5 protein-coding genes are annotated in these 17,525 nt (G+C 60.6%); 2 read left to right on the top strand and 3 right to left on the bottom strand.

What is annotated here, in order from left to right:
* Positions 1 to 40: 40 nt before the first annotated feature.
* Together F8N82_RS08760 and F8N82_RS08755 are read right to left on the bottom strand one after the other, a co-directional pair.
* The gene (locus F8N82_RS08760; RefSeq protein WP_038994873.1) at positions 41 to 5,095 is read right to left on the bottom strand and encodes a dermonecrotic toxin domain-containing protein; all 5,055 of its coding nucleotides are present in this window, start codon (positions 5,093 to 5,095) and stop codon (positions 41 to 43) included.
* Between the two features lie 145 nt (positions 5,096 to 5,240).
* Positions 5,241 to 10,448: a dermonecrotic toxin domain-containing protein gene (locus F8N82_RS08755; RefSeq protein WP_080764724.1), complete on the bottom strand. Its 5,208-nt coding sequence runs from the start codon at positions 10,446 to 10,448 to the stop codon at positions 5,241 to 5,243.
* Between the two features lie 204 nt (positions 10,449 to 10,652).
* Here F8N82_RS08755 and F8N82_RS08750 point away from each other — a divergent pair, with 204 nt between their 5' ends.
* Positions 10,653 to 11,720, top strand: a complete 1,068-nt coding sequence (locus tag F8N82_RS08750; protein ID WP_038994870.1) for a phosphotransferase family protein — start codon at positions 10,653 to 10,655, stop codon at positions 11,718 to 11,720.
* Positions 11,721 to 11,742: 22 nt separating this feature from the next.
* A complete protein-coding gene (locus tag F8N82_RS08745) occupies positions 11,743 to 12,510 on the top strand; it encodes an SDR family oxidoreductase (protein WP_038994869.1) in 768 nt (255 codons plus the stop codon).
* 57 nt (positions 12,511 to 12,567) lie between these two features.
* On the opposite strand, the gene F8N82_RS08740 is transcribed toward F8N82_RS08745, so the two are convergent.
* The gene (locus F8N82_RS08740) at positions 12,568 to 17,481 is read right to left on the bottom strand and encodes a dermonecrotic toxin domain-containing protein (protein ID WP_080764723.1); all 4,914 of its coding nucleotides are present in this window, start codon (positions 17,479 to 17,481) and stop codon (positions 12,568 to 12,570) included.
* Positions 17,482 to 17,525 lie beyond the last annotated feature (44 nt).

Genomic DNA, 17,525 nt, shown 5'->3' with positions numbered 1-17,525 from the left:
CCGAAGCCTGGGCTTCGGTTTTTTTTGCTTCGATAAAAGGTCAGGCTGGGGGGGCCGGTACGATAGCCTCGCGGGTCAACGATTCGGCCAACGCATCCTCCCACTGCACCAGCAGCCTGTGCAGCCGTCGCCGCCAGTCAGGCATTCGCGCCGGATCGTGTGCCTGCATTGTCACCGCCAGTGGTTCAACCTGCATGGCCCCGGCCAGCAAGCGAGTCACTTCATCGGACAGATTCTGCGGCAACGGTCGTGCATTGGCCAACGCATTGAGGTAGGCGCGAGCCTGCTGCCCCTGCGCGCGCAATTGCGCGAACTGCGGTGCATAGGTTGCACGCAAGTAGTCGAACCAATAGGACGCATCCAGCAGCCAGTCAACCAGATCACGGGCCTCGCTTCGTGACACGGCCTGCTCGGCTGCCTGCACCATCGCCTCATCGACCCAGGCAAGGGCGACATGAGGCGTGCGCCTGAGCAGCGGCGCACTCATGGGCAGGCTTTGCGCCAGCCTGAATTCAAGCTCCGCCAGCAGCGCTGTAACTTCAACGACCCGGCCGGGCATCCGCCACTCGTGTACATGGTCATCAACGTAACGGGCCAAGGCATGCCAGCGCCCGCGCGAGCGTGCTTGCGCGATCAGAACCGCACGGGCATCCCCTCCTCCCTGGACAACACGATACATCTGAGCGTTCTGGAACAGTTGTTCAGCAATGTGCAGGTTATCACGTCCCTCATTGAGCATGATCAACACGCCCCGACACATGGCCTGGAGGAAGGCCTGCTGTTCGGACATGGCATCAAACAACTGTTGCACCTGCTGCAAAAATTCCGCCCGATGGCGCCTTGCGGCCTCGGTTTGACTCACAAGCACCAGTGATTCAAACAACTGGCCCATGCCGGCGGTCGGGGCCTCACGGACAATTCCCCAGTTGACTCGTTGTATCGGCGAGCCCCCTTCGAACAGATCGATTGCAGGGTTGTCGAGCGATGTTTCGACAAAGCGATCGGGGTTGCCGACTGCGATCATGTCCGTCTCGACTTGTGCGCGCTCGGCTGGCGGCAATAGCGACAACGACACCCTGAGCCCTGTCACTCGCCCTGCCCCTACCGGAACGCCAGCAATACGGTTATCCAGCAACGACGCCCGGGTTATCGCTGCCAGGCTCTCCAGACCTGCCGGCCACCCGGTAATCTGCGTCCGGTCCAGCATCAATGTGCTCAAGCCCGTCATGCCCTGCAGATGAGGTGCCATTACCAGTGGATTACCGGAAAGGTCCAGACGTTGCAGCCGGGTCAACCCCTGCCAGAGCCCCGCGGTGTTTTCGTCAAGGGTGATCTGGTTTCCACTCAGCACCAGCTCCTCCAAGTGCCCCAGGTCGGCGAACGCACCCGCTTCGAAACTGGCTTGACTGTGAAAGATGTACAGCATCCTGAGACTGTCGATACTCGCCAGGGCAGCCATGTGCCGAGCCGTCCAGCGTGTTGTCTGCGCAGGCGAAAAACTCAGGTACAACGCGGTCAAGCTTGGTGCCCCGCGCAAAGGCTCCAAGTCGTCTGGGGTCAGCGTCGGGCAGACGAGCGCCAGGAACTCCAGCGAACGCAACTCAGTAAAGACAGCAGGCACACTGCGCAACGGCGTGCCTTCGATTCGCAGGAACTGAAGGTTGGGAAAGGCTCGCAGGAAGTCGTCCGGAATGCTGGCGATGTCCAGCCGGTTGAGCTCAAGCACTTCCACCGATGCCAGTTGACCGCTCAACGCTGGCAAACTGTCCAGGGCCATGCCGCTCAAGCGCAATTCGATACCACCCGAATCGAGCCTGATAACCCGGTCTTCAACAACCTGAAAACGCCATGCGGCATCAAGCAGGCGGGCGACTCGCAGGCGCTGCTCAGCTGCCACAAAATAGTGGCTACCATGCCCTTGCATGATCACCTCCATCCGGGTTCCCCTCACCCACGCGTTGAGCGAGTCGCTGAAGGCCCTGAACTGCTGCTCAAGTGCGGTTACCTCTTGTTCGCGCTGGCTCTGGCTGCCCGTCAGGCGCTGGACCCGCAAGGCGATCTGCGTAGGCGTATCATCAACGAAGATCGCCTCCAGGCGTTGCTGCGGCGTACGCGAAGCAAACAACCCGCCGATCTGACTGTCGAGCGGATAGCCACGACGCCTGGCCACGACAGGCAGTTCGGCACTCAGCCAGCGTGGCGGCGAGCCAATGTTCAGCAGCTGGCGAGCACGCTCGGGGTCCGCGGTTGCCAGGTTACGCAGCCCGCGACGCAAGGCTTCGAATGTCGCTGGGGGCGAGTCTATAGCATTGGTGTTGAGGGCTGGCAATGCAGCGTGCAAAGCGGCAAAGAAAGCGTGATTGGCATTGCTGAAACTGCCTAGGCGCAGACCGCCGCCATCGTACAGCTGCCAGCCTTCGTCAAAGCGCACCAGCAACCGATGATTGGTCGCGCTGACCTCACCAATACTGGCGATCAAACGCCCCTGAATGCTGGTATCACGCAGCTCCAGGCGCAACTGTCCCGGCCAGCCCGGCCACTGCTCAAGCAAGCGAAGGGCCAACACCTGAGTATCTTCATTACCTAGATAGACCAGTTCGAAATCGGTGAAGGCGCGACTCAATCGAACCCGACGCGAGACTTCCACCGCACGTTCGGTAAGCGCCAGAGAAGGCTGCTGACCGGCCTGCCAGCGCGCCCGTTCGCGAACATCCACCGTTCGCAGCAGCTCGGCGCCCACCGCCCGGGTCAAACCGGGGAAAAAGCCCCGCAAGGTGGTCAGCGCCTGTTCGTCATCGACCGTCACTTGCAAATGCCCCAGCGGAGCATGCTGGTAAAAATGCTCGAACAGCCTATTCAGCACTCGTTCCAAGCCTTCGGCCAGGGCCCGGCACAGGGATGCCCGCGGCTCATCCTGATCGTCGTTCACATCACGGCGCTGGCGCTGGGGGGCGATTGCTGCCAGAACCCGGTCAAGCAGACGCGTGCCCTGAAAATCCGCCCGGGCAACCTTGACCGGTTCAACCCCGGCCTCAGCAGTACCATTGACCTGCACTGGCGGCCCCCAGAACTCGACGCTGTCATACAGCACCAACTCCTTGCCCTTTGGCCAGTTTGGCAACTGCACCAGCACCTTGGCCACATGCGGATAGTCCTGTGCCAGTACCTGCCCCTCACGCACCCGGCTGAGCATTGCCCATATTTGACGATCCACACTCAGGCGGATCAGGGTTTCGTGCAGCACACCAGGTATCGCTTGATCGTCACGGTAAACCGTGCGCAACTCCTCGTTCGTCACCGCACTGATGTCACCGAGCAGGCGCCGCTCCCTGGCACTGAAGCGCTGGGTCAAATACCCCAGTCTGCGCAACAGCGTTGCCCGCTCCCACTGTTCGGGGCGCTCCATCACATGGTGCCAGGCGCCCTGTTCATTGTGCTCCAGCACCGGGCGGAACAGGTTTGGATGGACGGGCGAAACGATGCGCCACTTGTTCAGCCGGGTGTCTTTAGTCACCTGATAGATTGCACCGTCGATGCGCACCCACTGCCTGCCCTCGGCATCGTAGATACCGTTGCGGTTGTTCGGCGCCAGATTGTTCATCCAGTACACATTCTGGGCGTAGGGCAACAGGTCAGGCAACCACAATTGTTCACGGCCATCGTCCAGGCGCACGGCGACCAGGCGGGCCATGTCAGGTGTCAGGGGTACCTCTTCTTCACCATCGGCAATGCGCGCATTGAGCAGCACCGCACGCAGGAAGGCCTGGCCAGTTTCCTGCACCTTCACGTTCCAGTGATCGGCGCCATGGAAAAAATGCGACAGCCATTTCGACAACAGCACAACATTAAAGCCTACCCCCATGATGGGCATGAACAGTGAGCCGGCCAGTGCGGTGTTGTAGGCGCTGTCCAGGTCTCCCCGTTGAAGATCGTCGCTGTCCTCAGTACTGACTACCAGCGCTCGGGACTCATCCTTGATGAACTGGATGTTTTCCTTGTAAAGCACATCGAAGACCTCCCGACGCACCTGCACTTGCTGCCAGTTCTGGCTACGCTGCAGGCTAACGGCGTCTACTAACAGATCGAGCAGGCTTGGCCGCTCCTTGATCGTGGCAAAGCGCGCGAGGAACTGGCGAAAATCCCGGGAGGCGAGCCGAGTGACCAGGTCTTGCTGAAAATCATGCAACGAGGCGTATTGTTTGAGCGGATGCAGGGGGTCACCGGGAAGGTACACGACGCAAGGCACAGTACTGGCGGTTCCGCTGACGGAGGGTGCCAGGATCAGCACCTGAGTCAACGCCACCCCGTACAGCGCCAGCCGGGTGCACCACGTGTTATTGAACACATGATCTGCAGCAAGCCTGACCATTACTGGCGAACGGATTGGCGTGTTGGCTGATTGCGCCAGCAACGCGGTCAGCATTTCATAGCCTTGCTCGTCGATATCGCCCTTGAGGCGGGCAACGTTGGCGTCCACCGCCATAAGGTCGCGCAAGGCGGATTTTTTCTTGCTGCGTTGCTGCTCCTGGTTGGGTGCTTCGTCCAGCACCTCGAGCAGATGTTGCTGGTAGCGTTTGCCCAGATCGAGTTCACGGCAGGCCGTGGCGAAATCAACCGCGCTCAAAGGCAGGCGATCAGGGTAAGCCGGCTTGCTATCGGTTTTGCTCAGTATGCTGGTCTTGTCACCCGCCAGCCCTGCCAGCTCATCGCTGCTGAAGTTCTTCATCGCCGCCTCGAACAGCGAACAGTTGGCAACATTGAAGCCCGCTATGCGTTCCACGAATTGCCCCACGAGGATGTCGTCGACTTGTGCGCCACGGCTGTGCAGCAGGTTCTCGATCTGCGGCTTACAAAATTCATAGGCACTTTGCAATGCAGAGAACGCCTTGGCCGCCTCATGGCGCGATGCATGGCTGCGGGCCTGGCTGTTTTCCAGGTCCAGACGCTGTTGCCGAGGCGCACTTTTTAGCCACTGCGGCTCGCAAGCGGTTGCACTGGCAGGTAACACCTCCCCCAGTTCGGCGCTTGAAAGGTACGTCATCCAGATCGGAATGCGCGCTTTGATAAAGTCTATGTTGGGGTGAGAGGTGTCCATGGGTAGCGTGTTCCTGTAGTTCAGTGGAACACCAGTTGAGCACCCCGTGACGGTTTGACAGCGGTATATATATCTGCCCAAAAGCGCTTGAAACAAAAAACCGAAGCCTGGGCTTCGGTTTTTTGTTTCAAGCGCTAACCGTCTTCTACCCGGCATTACGCCCGATTTCTTCTCTCGTCAGGATCCCGGGGAGTTCATTTTCCTTCGCCTCCCTGGCGTCCTGCAGTTTTCTGTAGGCCTGAATCCATGCGGCTTCATCATAAGCTAACCGTGGCAGCTCGCTTTGCGCTACGCCAAATGCCAACGCCAGCTGTCCAGCCGTCTCACCCTCTACCGCAGGAAGCGCCATGGTCAGGTCCGGTTGCGAACCCCGTAGCCGCTTCAGTTCGTCCATAAATTCGATTGCCGGGTCGAATAGAGCTGCCAGTTGAAACGATAATGCAGCAAAACGCGCTTTGTACACACGCTTGAGATACGCCTGCCAGTAGACTTCGTTGGTCATCCATTCCGGCAGCAAACCCGTCTGGTCCTCGCGGATAACCCGCGCCGCCTCGGCCAACATAGCGTTGGTGACCCAGGAAACAGTTTGATCGTACTCCATCGCTGTGGGTTGATTACGCAAGCGTAACCTGTCCGCCAGGTGAATACGGAAATACAGCTCCACCTCGACATCATCGATGAATTCCCGGAAATCTTGATCGGCGTGCCAGCCACGAATTTGTGCCGCCACGTAGGTACGCAGGCGCTGCAGCCGCCAGCGGCTGATGCCCAGGGCGAGCAATTGGCGACTTGCCTCGTCACCTTGTGCCTGGGCAAGCTGGCCAAGCGCCTGATGGGCCTCTTGCAGCCCCTGCATATCACTGAACACCACGATGTCGCGGTCTTCGCATGTTTCAGCGTTATCCGCCTGACTGAACAGTTGCTCACCCAACCCCTCAGGTTCCGCCACTGCCGCCTCGATCATCCGCACGGCCTGAGCCTCGGTGATTTGTCTGTTGTTCAGCAACCGCGCCAGCAAGCGCCGCAATGGCCGAGACCCGTGCAGTTGAAACAGATCCAGCGCGGTCTGGCGCTGAGCGACAGTCAACTGCTGATAGGCGCTCAGGTCATCATCATCGGTATCCCCATACTCCATGTTTTCCATGAGAACGTCCGCCCCCGGCTCGGGTTGCACCTGCATTCGTTCACGGATCAGCCGGGTAGTGAGATCCTCGCTCATATTCTGATAACCAAACGACAGCCCTCGCATCAGGCCCGCGCCAACCGGCACCTCGGTGATGACATTGCCGTCGAGCCTGACCTCCATGGGTGAAGTGGTCAGCAGCCCAACCGGCCAGGTAGTGAGTTGTGCCTCGTTCAACAGCAAAAGACGCAGCGCAGGCATGCGGCTGATGTCCGGGGACAGCCGCAACGGATTACGGCCCAGGGACAGCTCCCTCAAGGTGGTGAGGCCGGCCAGCTGCGTAACATCGGCCTCGCTCAGCGTGATGTTATTGTGGAACAAGTACAGCTCACGCAGATCCGGTAGCTGTGCCAGCTCGGCGAAGACCCCCGGCCCGAAGCTGACTTCGTTGTCCATCAGCGACAACACGCGCAAGGCCGTTAGTTGGCGCAAGGGCGCCATTTGCGCGGCCGAGACCAGGGCCGGTGACGGCGAGACATCTCTGAGCTCAAGCAAGTGCAAGTGTGCAAGCCCGCTCAAACGCTGAAGATTGGCGAGACCTGTTCGGGTATGGTCAAGTACCAGCACCTGCAACTCACTCAGTTGCGCCAGGTTTTCAGGGAGTTCAATGAGGGGGGTGCTACGCACACTCAACCGGCGCAAATTCGGAAAGGCACGCAGGAAAGTGCTAGGTAATTCGCTGATAGCCGGCATGTAGTGCAACTCGAGTTCCAGAATCTGGTCGATTTCGCTCGTCAGGGGTGGCAGCGCATCAACCTGCGGGAGGCTCAGTGTCAGCCGGTAACCAGGCGCTTCATCCAAGTGGTACTCACTGACTTCAAGTGGCGCCCGGCGACGTAATTGCCATACATCCAGCAACTGCGTCGCCAGTTGCCTGCGCCGTTCGCGAACCGTGGCCGATGCACCTTGGTCTACCCAGGCCGACAAGCCTTGTCGTTCGGTCTCCAGCTCCTGCTCCAGATCGCCGATTACGCTCTGCAGGCTTTCGCCCTGCAAATCCACATTCCTGAAAAAGTTGCGCAACTGCACTTCGCTGTAGTCTGGAAACAGGCTTCTGAGCCGCTGTTCATGGGTGCGAGGTAACAGGCGCCCGACCACTCCGCCCAATGGGTAGCCACGGCGCCCGGCCCCGACCTGTAGGGGCCGCCTGAAGCCAACAGGGTCCACCGCCATGCCCAGCGCCAGCCTTGCCTTGGCAGGCTGCTGGGCTACCTGCTTGAGCAGCACGCGGCGCAGGGCGGCGTTGTCGCCAATGTGCAGGCCCAGTGCCACACGTTCGCTATCCGGCAATGCCTGCAGCAGGCTGTTGAAAAAACCGTGGTCGTCCCTGTTGATACTGCCCAGCGTCTCGCCTTGCTCGTCAAAGGCGCGCCACCCCTGCGAAGTTCTGACCAGGGTTTTGCGCACCCGTGCATCAGCACGCCCGATGCTGACGATCTCGTTGCCGGCTTCACTGCCGGTACGCACGCTCAGGTGCACGGTGTTCGTCCAGCCGGGCATCTGCGCCAGTAGACGCAGCGCCAGCGTGTAGGTGTCGTCGCTGGCCAGGTAACTGAACTCAAAGCCCTCACAGGCCCGCGACAGGCGCACCCGCCGGGAAGCCTCGCGGGCACGCTCGGCAAGCCTCAAGGGCACCCGTTGGCTGGTTTGCCAGCGGCTGCGTTGCGAGGCATCGGCCGCTTCGGCCAACGATTGTGCAACGGGCCGCGACAGCCCCGGAAAATCTCGCTGCAAGGCGATTTGCAATGGATCGCTGACACCCTCCATGCCGTTGGAAACACTCGCAAAAATGCGCATCCTCGACATCAGCATGTGGTCGGCAAGTTGGGCCCCCAACTCAGTTTGCCCGCGCACCCGGTAATCGCCTCCAAACCACGTGGTCAACTCCATGTGGTTCAACGTTTGGATGACCTTGCCGAGCAAGCGCCCGTTGAGCAAATCGTCGCGCGACAGCTTGATGGCCGCTACCCCTTGTGCCGGGGTACCGTAAACGCTCGGTACCCCCCAATACTCGGCGCTGGAGTAGAGCTCGATGGCCCTGCCACCTGGCCAGCCGGGCAACTCCGGCAACAGCGCAACGGGGTAACTGAAGCCGCTTTGCAGCCCTTGGCCCGAGCGAACCTTGCTGATCTGCGTGGTGATCAGCCGGTCGACTTCGAACCGGTTCAGGGTATCGGCCAACTGTATCGGGAGGGGTTGGTCGTCACTGTAAACACGGCGCAGTTCGGTTTCACTGACGCCGCTGACATCCGCCATGCGCTCAAGCAGCTCATCAGGCCAGCCCTCGAAGCGATGCCCCAGCCTGCGCACCAGCGTCGTGCGGGACCAGGTGTCCGGCCGCTCCAGTGAATGATGCCAACTCCCCTGGCCGTTATGCTCAAGCGGCGGCCGATAAGCCTGTGGATCGTCGGGGTGCTCGACACGCCATTTATCGAGGTTGGCATCCTTGGCGATCTGCAGGGTTTTGCCGTCGACCCTGATGTAGGTCTTGCTGCCGACGCTATACACACCCCGTGCGTCCGCCGACTGCTCCTGGAGAATTTCGGCGCCGCAATCGTAGGGGGCAAGCTCCGGTCGCCACAGGCGAATCTGGCCATTGGGCAACTCCACCGCCTGCAGCGCATCCACCGCCAGTGGCTGGTGCAACTCGGGCGCCACGCGCCCAGCCACGACGCCGAGCCCGGCAGTAATCGCCAGGTTGACACAGAACGACTTCAGGTAATCCAGCGCCTGCTCTTTGTCATTAGCCTCCCAGGCTTGCACACCGTGAAACAGCTCAGCAACGAACTCCGCGCCCATGACCACCAGCATGACTTCGCCCAGCCCCGGAGCGAAGAAAGCCCCGACATTGAGCATGCTCAGCCCCAGTTCGAAGTAGTGCTCCAGCTCAGTGCGCCAGGCATCCCGATCCACGGCATGGGTGGGTACCGCCAGTACTGCGGCGTCATCCTTGGCCCTGACCAGCATCAGATCATATAGATAGTTGTACAACTCGCCGCGCACCGCCATGGCCTGAGGTCGTTGCGCCAGCCAACTGCTGTTCGAGGTCAACTTGGCAACGATCTGTGCTTGCCCTCGACGCGGGAGAAAGCGGCTGAAAAAGCGCCGAAAATCCTTGTTCTGCAAACGCTCCTTTAAATCGTCATAGAACTCGACATAGGAATAGAATTCCTGGACTGGTTTGGCATCACCCGGCATGAACACCACCAGCGGCACCGGCAGTTGCGCAGTATCAGGGTCCGGGCTGATCAGCACTAAACCGCCTCCCAGGGTGGTACCGAACAGATTCAACTGGTAGCACGCCGAGTCGTCGAAAAAACTAACGCGGGTGCCGTCGTCGTAAACCTTCGCGACCTGCAGGGTCTGCCCAGCACGCGCGGTGGCGGACTGCGCCAGCAGTTTTTTCAGCATGCGGTAAGCGGGCTCGCTGATATGCCCGGCGACACGTGCCGCGTCGACCTGGGCTTTACTCAGGTCCCTGGCCGCCGCCGTCAATGCCTGGCGTACCGAATCACGAGTCGCGGGCGCGTCGAGCACCGATTGCAGATGGTCTTGATAGCGTTGGCCAAGATCCAGCTCGCGGCACATTTCGGCGAAATCGCGAGTGCTGATCGATAGCTTGCTCGTGTATCGAATTGACTGGTGGGCGCGTCGCTCAGGGTCAACTGTGGCGGGGAAAGCTTGCAGGGCATCAAGCGGCGCCAGTGCGCTGTAAGCGTCGGCGTGAAAGGCATCGACATCGGCTACGGCGAAATTCTGCAAGGCGGCCTGCAGCAGCGATTGCCGTGAGATCAGTACGGCATCCAAGCGGTCTTCCCGAAGCGAGGCATCATTACGCATGTGGACGAATTCGTTGGCCGTTGTATCGACATCCAGCTTGAAGCGCCGCTTGATCTCTGCGACCAACAGCGGTTCAGCGAACTCGCTGATCCCTTTCAGACCTCGTAGCACGGTCGCCGCCGCCGTGCTGGAAGCCTGACTGCGCCGGCGGCTGGTGGTCAATGCCTCGCGTAGCGACACGCCTGTATCTGCAGGCGGCTGGCTCGCGGGCAACTGGCGCTGGTGCAGTTCCTCGATAGCGTAGGTGCTGGAATGTTTTATCCAGTTGGGGATCTGCCCGTGGAAGAAGGTATCGTGAGATTTTAGAGTCTTGAGTGTGTCATCAGTCATGATGCGGCCTCGCGTACGGATTGAGAGCGCATTCGATCAAGACGGCGCGGGGCCGAGGCACTAGATAATTAGCTCCGCAGCACCGATCAGGCCTGCTGATTGCCCTGCAACACGCTCACCTATAAGGCCTGCGCAGCCTTGTCGGCCTGGGCGGCAAGCATTAGATTGGCCAATAATCTCTGGCTTCGATCATAAGGGGAAAGCATGACGCTCACTGACCAGTCCACCCAGGTACGCCCCGGCGAAGAACTCGATGCCGGCGTCATCGACCCTTACCTGAAGGCGCATATCGCCGGCCTGAGCGGCTCGCCGACAATCAGCCAGTTCCCCGGCGGCGCCTCGAACCTGACCTACCTGGTGCAGTACCCCGAGCGGGAGTTCGTGCTGCGTCGCCCGCCCTTCGGCCACAAGGCCAAGTCGGCCCACGACATGGGCCGTGAGTTTCGCATTCTCAACCAGCTCAACAGCGGCTTCCCCTACTGCCCCAAGGCCTATGTGCACTGCACCGACGAGTCGCTGATCGGCGGCGAGTTCTATGTCATGGACCGGGTCAAGGGCATCATCCTGCGCTCGGACTTGCCCGCAGAGCTTGGCCTGGACGCCCAGCGCAGCGAGGCGCTGTGCAAGAGCTTCATCGATCGCCTGGTCGAGTTGCACCAGGTCGACTACAACGCCTGCGGCCTGGGCGACCTGGGCAAGCCTGACGGCTATGTGCAACGCCAGATCGAAGGCTGGAGCAGCCGCTACGAAAAGGCCATGACCCCGGATGCGCCGCGCTGGGAAAAGGTTATCGCCTGGCTGCGCGAGAAGATGCCGGCCGACCACCCCAGGCCTGCAATCGTGCACAACGACTACCGCTTCGACAACGTCATCCTCGACGCCGACAACCCGATGCTCATCATTGGCGTGCTCGACTGGGAAATGACCACCCTCGGCGACCCGCTGATGGACCTGGGCAACACCCTGGCCTACTGGATCGAAGCCAATGACCCGGCGCCGGTGCAACTGATGCGCCGCCAGCCGAGCAACGCCCCGGGCATGCTGAGCCGCCAGCAGTTCGTCGACTATTACGCCGAACGCGCCGGCATCCGGATTGATAACTACGATTTCTACTACACCTACGGCCTGTTCCGCCTGGCCGGCATCGTCCAGCAGATCTATTACCGCTTTTACCATGGCCAGACCCACGACAAGCGCTTTGCCCAGTTCATCCATATGAACAAACTGCTTGAGCACATGAGCCTGCAGGTCATCGCCACGTCCAGCCTCTGACGACTACAACCAGGAAAAAATCATGTCCAAGACCCAACTGTTCGACCTCGACGGTAAAATAGCCTTCGTTTCCGGCGCCAGCCGCGGTATCGGCGAAGCCATCGCCCACCTGCTGGCCCAGCAAGGCGCCCACGTGATCGTCTCCAGCCGCAAGCTCGAGGGCTGCCAGCAAGTCGCCGATGCAATCATCGCCGCCGGCGGCAAGGCCACAGCCATTGCCTGTCATATCGGTGAGATGGAGCAGATCAGCCAGGTGTTCGCCAGCATTCGCGAGCAGTTCGGCCGCCTGGACATCCTGGTCAACAACGCCGCCACCAACCCGCAGTTCTGCAACGTGCTGGACACTGATCTTGGCGCCTTCCAGAAGACCGTCGACGTCAATATCCGTGGCTACTTCTTCATGTCGGTGCAAGCGGGCAAGCTGATGCGCGACAACGGCGGCGGCAGCATCATCAACGTCGCCTCGATCAATGGCGTCTCACCGGGGATTTTCCAGGGCATCTACTCGGTGACCAAGGCCGCGGTGATCAACATGACCAAGGTCTTCGCCAAGGAATGCGCGCCGTTCGGCATTCGTTGCAACGCCTTGCTGCCGGGCCTGACCGACACCAAGTTCGCCTCGGCACTGGTCAAGAACGACGCCATTCTCAATACTGCGCTGCAACAGATCCCGCTCAAGCGGGTGGCTGATCCGAAGGAAATGGCCGGAGCGGTGCTGTACCTGGCCAGCGATGCATCGAGCTATACCACGGGTGTGGCGCTGAATGTCGATGGCGGTTTTTTGAGCTGAATAGCAACCCTGTCAACAAGAAAAGGGCGTACGCCCCTTTCTTGTGCTACGGCTGGATCAGGTACGTCGCTGGGTACCGGAGGGGCCCGGCTGCGGGCTTTGCGGCGCGCGGGAAGCGAAGAAGTCAGTGAGCACTTGGCGGGTGTACTCCAACCTGGCCCTGTCGATCATTGCCGGCAACACGTTGTAGGCTTGCAGGCGGTGGTTCTCATCGTCCAATTGCAGTGGGCCTGGGTTGACGGTAACACCCGCCTGCGAGGCGATGCGCTCGCGTGCCTGGCGCAGCAGTTGCAGCAGATGTGTACGCGCCGGCTCCTCCAGATCCTGCGGCACCTCCTCGCCCACACGCATGTCCTGCAGGACTTCCTCGACCCGAAAGCTCCAGGGAGCGCATTCTTCGGCACTGATATGGTTCTGCCAGAACGGTTGATCAACCAGTGCGCGGGGAAAGTACTCCTGTTGCGCAGCCAGTACCTCACGCTCCACCTGGTCGGCCATGGCTGGCGTCATCCACTCCACCAGTTCGGCGTACCGCTGGACCGTCGGCTGGTGGCGCAGCCCCAGCCGCTGGGTCAAGGCAATACGGATATACAATTCGATTTCAGCATAGTCGTCCGTCACCCGCACCCCGGCACGGCGCCTTTCGGACAGCCAGTCCCGGTAGTGCTTGAGGACAGACTCGCGCAGGTAGCGCAGCCGCCACAACGACAACCCCAGCTCGATCAACTCGGCGCGCCGCTCGCCCTCCAGCGCGGTGGCGGCGATCCGGTCCGCCTCGGCCAGGCCCTGCAGATCGGCAAAACGCTGGGCGTCGGAGTCGCTACAGCCTTCATCCAAGGCTACCTGATAGAACTCCTCTCGGGTCTGCTCGATGAACATCCGCAGCACGATAGCCTGGATCTGTTCAAGCACCTCCGCTTGACGCTCGTCAGTGGCGCGGGCCAAAGTTCGGCGCATCAAGCCAAAGAAGGCCCGGCTGCCGGGGCTGTCCTGAGCCTCGAGCTGGTCGGCCAAGCGCCTGTCTTCAACCGCCATCCCCTCGAACAACGAGGCGGCCAGGCCATCTTCTTCAGCTTCCTCGTCTTCAGACTCACTGGATGTCCACGCCCCCACGTCCGCTCGGGACAAGCGCACGGGATCGTGATCGGCGCCTCTTTCATTGCCAATCGAGCTCATTTCCCGCAGCACCCGCTCCCGGTCGATTGTCTGCAGCCCGGCAACGGACAGGGACAGCCCGGGAACCAGACCGGCATTCACCGGTACCGTGGTCAGATCCATGGGAGCCAGATTCGCACGTTCGATGTGCGGCAACTGTTCAAGCCCGATTGGCCAACCGCTGCGTGTATAGCTCAGGTTCAGACAACGCAATGCTCGCAACGGCGTAACATTGGCATCTTCATACAGTGGGTTGCTGCTTAAATCCAGCTCACGCACGTGCACCAGGGCCGAAATGTTCTCCTCTTCCAAGGTGATGGAGTTGCGCGAGAGGTCGAGGTCAACAAGGTTCGGCAACTGCGCAAGCACGCCGAACACCCCATCCGCGAACACTGCCCGGCACGACTCGATCGACAAACGCTCAAGGCGGTTGTTGCCGGTTATGGCGGTCATCTCGTCGACGCTCCAGGTCCTTGCCTCTATAGCGGACATTCCGGGTCGTGGAGCGGGATAGGTCAGATTGCCGATATGCAGCTCTCGCAACGAGGCGATTTGCCCCAGCGGCCCGAGTGCCTGCGGCCACATCCGTGCGCCACTGAGTGCAAACACCCTCAATTGGGGCAGGTCAATCACTGCCGTCGGGAGTTGGCCGATCCGCATGACCAGACGCAATTCGCGCAAATTGGGGAAACTGGAAATAAAACCGCCGGGTAACTCACCTACATCAGGCAGGTCAAGGACCAATACTTCTATCGCCGTGAAGTCAACGGGCAACGACGGCAGATCTTCCAGGTGGGCGTTGTGCAGCTCCAGTCGACGCAGGGTTGGGTCAAGCGCACCGAGCAGCCTCGCGGCCATTTCACTTCGGTTGCGTGTTCGCCAGCCGCTTGCAGCGCTTTGGCCAATCCACCCGCGCATCGCGCCATCCAACCGCAGGCGCTCATCCTCAAGCGCATCAAGTGCGTGCGTGAGGGGGGGACCCTGTCGCAGCAGCGCCTGCTCAATCCGCCCGACATGCTCAACCGAACCCCGCGGGAACAGTAACTGCAATCGCTGTTGCGGGCTTTCGCGCTCGAAGTGGCCACCGGTCCCCCTCATTGCCCGCAAACGCCGCCATACTCCATCGGGATGCAAGGTAATGGGCGGCTGCTCGATGCCCAGCAGTGCCATGGCATCGCCAGGTTCAGCGTACGCCCGCTCACTCAACAGGTTGCGCAGCCGCTCCCCTTCGTGCATGCCCAGGCCCAGGCGCGTGCGCTGAGGTGCGCCAATCAGGTCGAGAAGGGCACGATAGAAGTCTGTTACTCGACGCTCTTGCAGCAGATTGTTCACATCCATGCGGGTGATGGTCCAGCCCAGGTGCCCCTCAGAAAGCCCCCATGACGGCGCCTCGGCCACCGGCCGATGTCGCGCCAGGGGAAATGACCACGAGCTTCGCCCATACAGCGCCAGGTTCAAGTCGACTTGCCAGCCGGGCAACCGCGCCAGCAAGGCAAAAGCCAAGCGATGGGTGTCGGAATGTGCCCCTGCCGGGTTGCGAAAGCCCATCAGCGCGCGGGTCAGGCGAAACGCGTTCCAGGCTCGCTGGGAACGCTCGAACAGGTCCGGATCGGGCATACCGCGACCCAGTGTACTGAGCATCGTCGGTGAAGACGCCTCGATCAGTTCCTCGAGAAGCAGCACGGGCAGCCCCGGAAAGTGCTGGCGTAATTCACCAATCTGCGCCTCTGAAGCCACCTGCCCTGCCGGCGGTAGGTCCCGGATTGTAATGCGAGTAAAAATCACCCTGAACAACCGGTCATACCACTCCAGGAACAGCACGGCCGGCGGTGCCCCGCAATCAGCAGCACAGTACTCTTCCCCGGTTTGCGGGCTGCGGCGGGGCCTGTTGTGCGATTCTGCGGCGCCATACTGCTGGTGAAATTCAGTGAGCAAGGGGACTTCGTATTCGCTCGGCACCGGGCGACCGTCCTTGATCAGGCGCATGATCGATTCGGTCTTGGCGATCAACCGCAGTTGCTCGATCGACCACCGCAACAACGCCGGTGGTCGTTCATCCTCACTGTAAACCCGGTGCAACCGATCATTGCTCACGCCAGCCAGGCGCCCGGCCAACAGCAGCGTGTCATCGTCCAGGTCATCCAGCCATGCCCCCAGGCGCCTGAGCAGCGACAACCGTCCCCAGCGCTCGGGGCGCTCCAGGCTGTGGTGCCAACTGCCCGCGCCATTGTGCTCGAGAATCGGCCGGTAGGCATTCTGATCGCCGACGATATCCAAGCGTTCCTTGCCCAATTGAGCATCATGCTGGATCAGAAAGTTGCGCCCATTGATCCGGATCGAGCGTCCCAACGACGACTGGGTGACTCCCTGTGCATTCGCCGGATCCAGCTCCAGCCCAGTGGGCAAAGCGTGACCACTCAGGTTGCTGGCCCAACGCACATAATGGCCATCGGGCAATATCACCCAGTTCAGGGGCAGTACATAGTCGCAAGCCACTTGCCCTTCGTTCTCCTCGCGCCCCTCGAAACCGATACCGGCAGCTAGCATCAGGTGGGTCCGAGTGGTTTCGACAAAGTCGGAAATCCGCACAAAGTTCTTGCGCCCCATCACCGTTTCGGTCGGTACTGCCAGAAACTCGGCATCCTTGCTGATCCGCTGGCGCATCTGCTCATACCAGTGCCAGTTCAGGCCTTTGTCCAGCGGCACAGCGCGCAGGTTCAAAAGATCAAGACGCTGCGCATCTTCGTTGGCACGCATTGCTTGCAGCGCCGCAGGCCTGGCGCTGCGCGGCACAAAGCGCAGGAAGTAGTTAGCAAAGGCAGTGGCGTCCAGCTGGTGGACCAGATCGGCAAAAAAAGCCGCGCGTGTCGGGTACACTTTCAACGGTTGCGCATGCCCGGGCAAAAAGGCTATACAGGCAGACTGCGTCTGCTCGGCGCAAAACAGCAGAACTTCACTGAGTGGCACATCTTCCAACAGGCGCAGGCTCCATATCCGGCAGCCGTTGAAGGCGGTCGATTTTTGTGGATTGCTGTCGGTCAGGTAATCATAACGCTGATCGCCTTGAGCTGCGCGATCGAGGAACAGGGTGATCGCCCGCTGGGCGTCAGCGGTGACTTGCCCCTTGATTTCAGCGATCAGCAGTTCTTCGCGCAAGACATTCACGGCAGCGGCACACTTGAGCGACAACAGCCTGTCGCCCTTGAAGGTGCTTTGCAGATACTCCTGGTACTGCTTGCCCAGATCGAGATTGCGCACCCGCAGGGCGTAGACAGTCCCCTCGTCCGGATACACGATGATCGAATTGATCGCCTGGGTGGCCTGTTTTTCCTTGCCGGTAAAACCGGCAAAAATGTCGAACTCCTGCGGTACCGCCATCTTGACGAACGGATTGCCTGCCAAGGCGACCAGTTCATGCTCGCTGAAATTCTGCAGCGCCGCCTCGTACAGTGAGCGATTGCTTTGCAGCACCTGATCCAGGCGGTCAGGCAGATTTGACGAAGCAGGCTTGAACACCAGGAACTGGCCATTGACAGTGTCGACTACCTGCCCGTTTGCCTCTCGCGCCATTTGTTCAAGCTTGGGCTGGCTGAACTGGTAGAGGCTCTGGATCTTTGCAATCGCTTCGGTGAACGCCAGACGCAACGCTCGCCCTTCGGCGCGCACACGCATCAGCGCCTGGCGCTTGGCTGGATCGGCATTCTGCAACCAGAGCGCCAGCCCCTCCTGCTCCAGTGGTGAAAACACAGAAGGGATGAAACCAATGGCGTGCCCTGGCAATAAAGCAGAGGACTGATCGGATGAATGCAAGAACATGAGGGGTGCCCCCTATTGAAGTTGGACCCTCACTTCAACAGAGC

Origin of the sequence: Pseudomonas fluorescens (assembly GCF_902497775.2) — a bacterium.
Classification (GTDB): Bacteria; Pseudomonadota; Gammaproteobacteria; order Pseudomonadales; family Pseudomonadaceae; genus Aquipseudomonas; species Aquipseudomonas putida_F.
The sequence above is the reverse complement of the archived record's forward strand: the minus strand, read 5'-3'. Positions and strand labels throughout refer to the sequence as shown.

Bases quoted from the DNA above. Each gene is read 5' to 3' on its own strand.
- F8N82_RS08750 (WP_038994870.1), top strand. From the start codon at position 10,653: ATGACGCTCACTGACCAGTCCACCCAGGTACGCCCCGGCGAAGAACTC.
- F8N82_RS08760 (WP_038994873.1), bottom strand. From the start codon at position 5,095: ATGGACACCTCTCACCCCAACATAGACTTTATCAAAGCGCGCATTCCG.
- F8N82_RS08745 (WP_038994869.1), top strand. From the start codon at position 11,743: ATGTCCAAGACCCAACTGTTCGACCTCGACGGTAAAATAGCCTTCGTT.
- F8N82_RS08755 (WP_080764724.1), bottom strand. From the start codon at position 10,448: ATGACTGATGACACACTCAAGACTCTAAAATCTCACGATACCTTCTTC.
- F8N82_RS08740 (WP_080764723.1), bottom strand. From the start codon at position 17,481: ATGTTCTTGCATTCATCCGATCAGTCCTCTGCTTTATTGCCAGGGCAC.